We start from the raw sequence: 6251 nt of genomic DNA on the forward strand, positions 1-6251 counted from the left end.
ATTTTAGTTCTATTCAAACTAAAGAGAACTATTTATTATTCAGTACTTTTACTGATTCTAGTATCTCTTTTAGGAGATTATTTTTCTGATTGCTTTATGCTCCGTTTTGACGTGCGGAATGTGGGATTTAACTATATAAATAGTTACAAAAAAATTAACCGTCATGGTGATTAATCTTTCTGCTGTTAACCAACCAATATTACGGATAATTTTTAAGATATTTGGATTTAGTTTTGAGATGATGCTTTTGATAATGATTAATGGTTCATTGTCAATTGTTAATGGTTAATGGTTCATTGTTCATTGTTTTTGATTTATATTCCAAGTAAACCAACAGCGCATTAACATCGGCTGGATTAACCCCACCAATACGAGAAGCTTGACCGATAGTTAGAGGACGTACTTTAGTTAATTTTTCCCTTGCTTCCATGCGTAAACTATCAATATTCATATAGTCAATATTGGGTGGTAACTTACGATTGGTATGACGGGCTAATTGTTCGATTTGGGTTGTTTGGCGTTTGATGTAACCAGAATATTTAATATCGATTTCCGCCCCTTCTGTTTCTGCTTGAGTTAAATTAGCATCATGCAAGTTGTATCTTGCTAAATCAGCGTAGTGGAAGCCAGGACGACGTAACAAATCAGCCAGAGTAATCGAGCCTTTTATTTTTTGATTGGTTTCAGATGCGATCGCCTTCCCTTCTACATCGTTTTCTTTTATTCTATTACTGTGGAGTCTTTCTTTCTCTGCAATAATATGATCTTGTTTATCAAAATACAATTGCCAACGGCGGTCATCGATTAAACCGATTTCTCTACCTAAAGGAGTTAAACGACGGTCAGCATTATCCGAACGTAATACTAAACGATATTCCGAGCGACTGGTTAGCATCCGATAAGGCTCGCGCAAATCTTTAGTACAAAGGTCATCTATAAGTGTACCGATGTAACTCTCTTCACGGGTGAAGACAATCATTTCTTGACCTCTAGCAAATCGGACTGCATTAATACCTGCCACAATACCTTGGGCTGCTGCTTCTTCGTAACCTGTTGTACCGTTAATTTGCCCCGCAGAAAATAAACCCTCAATTTTTTTGGTCATTAGGGTAGGGTAACACTGGGTTGCAGGTAAGAAATCATACTCCACTGCATAAGCAGGACGAAGCATAACACAGCTTTCTAGACCTGGAAGCGTCCGCAACATCGCTAACTGTAAATTTTCAGGTAATCCCGTAGAAAATCCTTGAATATAAAGCTCAGGAATATCTCTACCTTCTGGCTCAATAAATATCTGATGGCTGGCTTTATCGGCAAAGCGCACAATCTTATCTTCAATACTAGGACAATAACGAGGACCTTTCGCATCCACCCAACCACCATATATAGGAGACAATTCCAGATTATCTCGAATGATTTTATGGGTTTCGGCGGTAGTGCGAGTCAAATAGCAATTCATTTGCTCTTTTTCCACCCAAACTTCGGGATCAAAGCTAAACCAGCGCACCTCATCATCAAAAGGTTGCACTTCCATTTTGCTATAGTCTACAGAGCGTTTATCTACCCGTGCAGGAGTACCTGTTTTCAGTCTTCCTGTTTCAAAACCCATACGGTTTAGAGTTTCCGTCAAGCCAATCGCAGCAAATTCTCCCGCCCTTCCTGCTTCCATCGACTTGTTTCCTACCCAGATACGTCCCCCTAAAAAAGTACCAGTAGTAATAATGACCGCTTTTGCACCAAAACAAGTGCCAAAATAAGTTTCTACCCCAATGACTTCTTCATTTTTACCCAACACCAAATCTGTTACCATCCCTTCACGGATACTAAGATTGGGCTGATTTTCCACAATATTTTTCATTACTAGGGCATATTCCCGCTTATCAGTCTGCGCCCGTAATGCCCATACAGCAGGACCCCGCGAAGAATTTAACACCCGCTTTTGTAGATAAGTGCGGTCTGCCATTTTACCGATTTCCCCACCCAACGCATCAACCTCGTGGGTTAACTGAGACTTTGCAGGACCTCCCACCGCAGGGTTACAGGGTTGCCAAGCAATTTTATCCAAGTTAAGAGTTAACATCATGGTACGACAGCCCAACCGCGCAGCAGCCAAAGCAGCCTCACAGCCAGAATGTCCGCCACCCACAACGATGACATCGAAAGAGTCTTGAAAATCCACAGTCATATCGGTAATTAAAATCAGGTATAAAGAAACAAGTATTAGTAGTTAGTGGTTATTATGTGATATACGGTGTATACAATTAACATACATCGATATGTAATTTTGATGCATATTTTTAATAACGAGTCTTATTCCTAACTCAGATTATACTCTTTAAAAGCAGTGAAGTATTTTTCTTGTCCTGTTAATTTGCTCAACTTTCCAATACTGAGGTTAAAAACCAACCTATCAATGGCTAGTAGTTAATTTTGTCAAAGTAATACAACAGATTGCCATCAATTTTGAGATTCTTTTTTTTAATATTCTTTTGAATCAATTTTAGAGGTATGAAGTATATAACTCCAAAATTATCAATAAGTCTAAAAGGCGTTAATTTTATACTATTAGGGGTTATTTGTGAATTATCTCTACTGTTGGAATTGTTGTAATAACCAAGCACCAACTTCTGTATGATTACTATTTCTACTGCGTTGCAAAGCTTCAGTTAATATGTTAATTTCTAATCCTGATAATACTTCTGATTTTGTAATTCTTTTGCTACCATTATCAACAATTTCAAAAGCAATTACTTGCACACCTTGAACGTCTACAACTCAATATTCTGTAATCCCTAAATCTTCATATAATAGTCTTTTTTTGCCTAAATCATCTGATAAAGAAGTATTAGAAACTTCAATCACTAAATTAGGCGCGGGATATTGACTTAGATCGACAATTCCTGTTCCATAAGGAATTACATCTGCATTATCTCCTACATAACAAGATAAATCTGGCTGTAGTTCAATAACATTAGGCTTTCTATAGCTACAATTGTCTTGAATATTAAGAGGAATGTTCTTGAAAGTGGCAAAAAGATAAACTGCGTGAGTAATTGTAGAATGATCTCGCGAATGATCGTTGCCTATAGGTGTCAACACGGGAGTGGAATATGCCGACTGACCGTCGGCATTTCCTCCCGTCATTTCAATTCTGTACTCGCTATTGTAATAGTAACCCTTGGCTTTTTTGTAGATAGGGTTTTGAATCTCTTTTAGATATTCATCCCAAGTAGCAGATACCCAAGTATTTACTATTGACTTAGTAGAAGTATTAATCATATTAGACCTCTAGTATCAATCCTAATTTGTTAGTTGAGAAAGAAGATAGTAATCAGTAGTTAGAATAATAATTTTTGTCATGAATATAAATAATTGCTTTTTCTACTTCTAAGCTATTTTTAGCTTTAAATAACTTTCTTAAGTTACTTTCACAATAACTTTATTAACAGATTTCATCTCAAAAACTCTCAATAAAATGATAATAGGGGCTTAACTTGCATTAAACCCCTACAAAATCAAACTTGGTAATTAGCAATTACTAATTATTTATTTATCGCTTGGCTAGCTTTTTAGTTTTCACTTTACGCAAACGAATCGATTCAGGAGTAACCTCTACTAATTCATCAGGGCCAATATATTCTAAAGCTCTTTCGAGACTCATTTCCACGGGAGTTTGTAATTGAACTAATTCGTCTCCAGAAGCAGCACGATGGTTAGTTAATTGTTTCGCTTTACAAACATTGAGGTCTAAATCTTGAGGACGGTTATGTTCGCCCACAATCATACCCTTGTAGACTTTGGTACCTGGGGTAATAAAGAAAACACCTCTGTCTTCAGCATTTTTCAAAGCGTAGAAAGTAGCAGTACCTTCTTCAAACGCAGTGATGACACCGTTGTAACGAGTTTCTAGATCGCCACATAAAGGACGATATTCTAAGAAACTGTGGTTCATAATGCCTTCACCGCGAGAAATCCGAATAAACTCGCCACGGAAACCAATTAAACCTCTTGCGGGTACAACAAATTCTAACTGAGTGCGTCCGTTAATCCCAGTTTGCATATCTTGCATTTCCCCTTTACGCTGTCCCAAGCGTTCGATACAGCTACCAACAGCATCTTCAGGAACATCCAATACAAGATATTCATAAGGTTCGCATGGCTGACCATTCATCTCACGATAAATTACTTGAGGCTGAGATACTTGAAACTCATAGCCTTCACGACGCATGGTTTCGATTAAAATACCCAAGTGCAATTCTCCTCTTCCAGATACTAAGAATTGCTCAGCCGATTCTCCATCTTCTATTCTTAAAGCAACGTTAGTTTCTAATTCTCGGTCAAAGCGATCGCGAATCTGTCTAGAAGTAACATAAGTACCTTCTTGACCTGCAAAGGGAGAATTATTAACCGAGAAAGTCATTTGTAAAGTAGGCTCGTCTACCTTGATTAGAGGTAAAGCTTGGGGATCTTCAGGAGATGTAATAGTTTCCCCGATGTTGGCATCACCAAAACCAGCTACCGCTACTAGATTACCTGCTTTAGCTTCGGGAATTTCGACTCTGGCTAACCCTTCAAAACCCATTAGTTTCGAGATTTTAGCTTTGACAATCTTACCGTCTTCTTTAACTAGGGCTGCTTGTTGACCTGCTTTAATAACCCCATTGTGAATTCTACCAATAACAATTCTTCCTAAATAATCAGAATAATCCAGGGTTGTTACCTGTAGCTGTAAAGGTTTTTCAGGATCGCCTGCTGGTGGGGGAACATGATGTATGATTGCCTCAAACAGTGGTTGCATATCTGCATCTTCATCATCTAACGATTCTTTGGCAAAACCTTGCATCCCAGAAGCATAGAGAGTAGTGAAGTCACACTGGTCATCATCTGCACCTAATTCGACAAAAAGGTCAAATACTTGATCGACAGCAGTGTCAGGCTCGACATTAGGACGGTCAATTTTGTTGACAACTACGATAGGACGTAAACCTTTTTCTAACGCTTTTTTAAGTACAAAGCGAGTTTGAGGCATCGGCCCTTCATTGGCATCTACAATTAAAATGCAGCCATCTACCATCCCTAATACTCGTTCTACTTCTCCACCGAAGTCAGCGTGTCCAGGGGTATCTACGATATTAATTAAGATATCTTTGTAGCTAACTGCGGTATTTTTAGAAAGGATGGTAATGCCCCTTTCTCGTTCAAGATCGTTAGAGTCCATGACACAATCTGGTATATCTTCTCCTTCGCGGAAAATACCCGATTGTTTGAGAAGTGCGTCTACAAGAGTGGTTTTACCGTGATCGACGTGGGCAATTATTGCCAAGTTGCGAATGGGAAGAGACATAAGGATTGGTCTACAGACTTAATTAGTTTTGTATAGTTTGCTCAAATTTTCTTAATAATTATAACGTAGGACAGGGTCAGGAGGAAGGAATGAGAAATGGGAAAGAAGAAGTGAGGAAAGTGAAATAATGATTTATTGTCCTGATACTGAAGTTAGAAATTAATTATTGATTAATGAAGAAAAATCCTTATTTTTGGCTAATAGCGATCGCATTTTTAATCATAGACCAAGTAACTAAATATTTAGTTACACAAGATTTTACCGAAGTGGGGGATACTTTTCCCCTTTGGGAAAATGTCTTTCACCTAACTTATGTTAAAAATACAGGGGCAGCTTTTAGCTTTTTTAGTGGTGGTGTTGTTTGGTTACGATGGCTTTCACTAATTGTTAGTTTAGGTTTGATGGCTTTTGCTTGGTTTGGGAGTAGGTTACCTAAAATAGAGCAAATTGGCTATGGATTTATTTTAGCAGGAGCATTTGGTAATGGTATCGATCGCTTTTTGTTTGGTTATGTAGTAGATTTTTTAGATTTTCGATTAATTAATTTTCCTGTTTTTAATGTGGCGGATGTAGCGATTAATTTGGGAATTATTTGCTTGCTATTAACTAGTTTCGGATTTACTCATAAGTCTCGATAGTTGTCCCTCTTTTATTACTTAAGGATTTAAATAAAATTAGAAGTTAATCACAAAAAATGACTTCTACATTATGGTATATTTTCCAAAATATGCTACTTCAACAGTTGCTTTTATCGATCGTTATTGCTGGATTTACCACAGGTTATACCAATTTCCTAAAGTCCAGCTACAGATAATGCATCGAGAATGAAATCAAATCCCGTAATGGAAGCGATATCTGCTTGAGTAAATTCAGCTAAGATATTTGCTAGTTTTCTTCTTAAAAAAAT

The 6251-nt window shown here is 37.5% G+C and carries 3 protein-coding genes and 1 pseudogene; 1 reads left to right on the forward strand and 3 read right to left on the reverse strand.

The features are described from left to right. Window positions 1-271: 271 nt before the first annotated feature. The 3 genes and pseudogenes from mnmG to typA form a co-directional block, all read right to left on the reverse strand. On the reverse strand, window positions 272-2185 hold the full coding sequence (mnmG, locus tag H1P_RS29940; RefSeq protein WP_144874632.1) for a tRNA uridine-5-carboxymethylaminomethyl(34) synthesis enzyme MnmG: 1914 nt from the start codon (window positions 2183-2185) through the stop codon (window positions 272-274). A gap of 404 nt (window positions 2186-2589) precedes the next feature. Continuing rightward, window positions 2590-3279, reverse strand: a pseudogene (locus tag H1P_RS29945) (Uma2 family endonuclease). 271 nt (window positions 3280-3550) lie between these two features. Then, complete coding sequence (typA, locus tag H1P_RS29950) at window positions 3551-5344, reverse strand: translational GTPase TypA (protein WP_144874634.1); 1794 nt, start codon at window positions 5342-5344, stop codon at window positions 3551-3553. A gap of 173 nt (window positions 5345-5517) precedes the next feature. On the opposite strand from typA, the gene lspA reads away from it, so the two are divergent. Beyond that, window positions 5518-5982 carry a signal peptidase II gene (gene lspA, locus H1P_RS29955; protein ID WP_144874636.1) on the forward strand — a complete coding sequence of 155 codons (465 nt, stop codon included), beginning with the start codon at window positions 5518-5520 and terminating at the stop codon, window positions 5980-5982. Window positions 5983-6251 lie beyond the last annotated feature (269 nt).

Source organism: Hyella patelloides LEGE 07179 (assembly GCF_900659865.1).
GTDB lineage: Bacteria > Cyanobacteriota > Cyanobacteriia > Cyanobacteriales > Xenococcaceae > Hyella > Hyella patelloides.

Excerpts from the sequence above, each read along its gene's own strand:
- mnmG (WP_144874632.1), bottom strand. The coding sequence starts at position 2,185 with ATGACTGTGGATTTTCAAGACTCTTTCGATGTCATCGTTGTGGGTGGC.
- typA (WP_144874634.1), bottom strand. The coding sequence starts at position 5,344 with ATGTCTCTTCCCATTCGCAACTTGGCAATAATTGCCCACGTCGATCAC.
- lspA (WP_144874636.1), top strand. The coding sequence starts at position 5,518 with ATGAAGAAAAATCCTTATTTTTGGCTAATAGCGATCGCATTTTTAATC.